Source organism: Streptomyces sp. SID5910, assembly GCF_009862125.1.
Lineage (GTDB): Bacteria > Actinomycetota > Actinomycetes > Streptomycetales > Streptomycetaceae > Streptomyces.
The window spans coordinates 1-591 of record NZ_WWHX01000711.1 but is presented as its reverse complement, the minus strand read 5'-3'; the positions used below and the strand labels follow the sequence as shown (position 1 = coordinate 591).

The 591-nt window shown below is 76.5% G+C and carries 1 protein-coding gene; it reads right to left on the bottom strand.

All coding sequences use genetic code 11. The features are described 5' to 3' along the window. Window positions 1-591: M56 family metallopeptidase (locus tag GTW67_RS24715; protein ID WP_161167004.1), on the bottom strand; the 591-nt coding region annotated here is incomplete at both ends.

Here is a 591-nt window from a genome sequence, read left to right as displayed (position 1 = left end):
GGGGCGGGGGTTCCAGGAGGCGGTCGACGCGTTCGCCGAGCAGGCGGTGGCTGGAGGCGCAGGACAGGACGCCCCGGTGCTGGTTGAGCTCGATCAGGGCCAGCGCCGTCGTCAGGTGGCCGCAGCGGCGGGACGCCGTGTCGTCGGCGGCGAGTTCGACCAGGCGGTGCGTCTGGTCGCAGAAGTGGGAGAAGAGCGGGACCCGCGGGAAGCCCGTCGCCAGCGCGGTCGACAGGTGCAGCAGCCAGTCGTGCCGGGCCCGCGCGTGACCGCGTTCATGGGTGAGCACCGCGTCGAGCTGATGGTCGGTGAGGCGTTGCAGGGCGCCCGTGGTGACGATCAGCTGGGGCGGGCTGCCGGGCATCCACCAGGCGTCCGGGTACTCGTCCTCCAGCACCAGGAGGGGACCCCGGGCCCGGGGGAGGCCGGCGGGCAGGTCGGGGGCGCGTTCGCGCAGGTGGGCGCGGGACCGGGCGCGGCGCCGGCGGGCCTCGACCAGCTCGCGGCCGAGCATCGCGGTCGTCCAGGCGGCGCCGGCGGCCAGCAGCAGGGTGAGGGCGGCCGCCCAGGGCGGGCCGGCGGAGAGGTTGT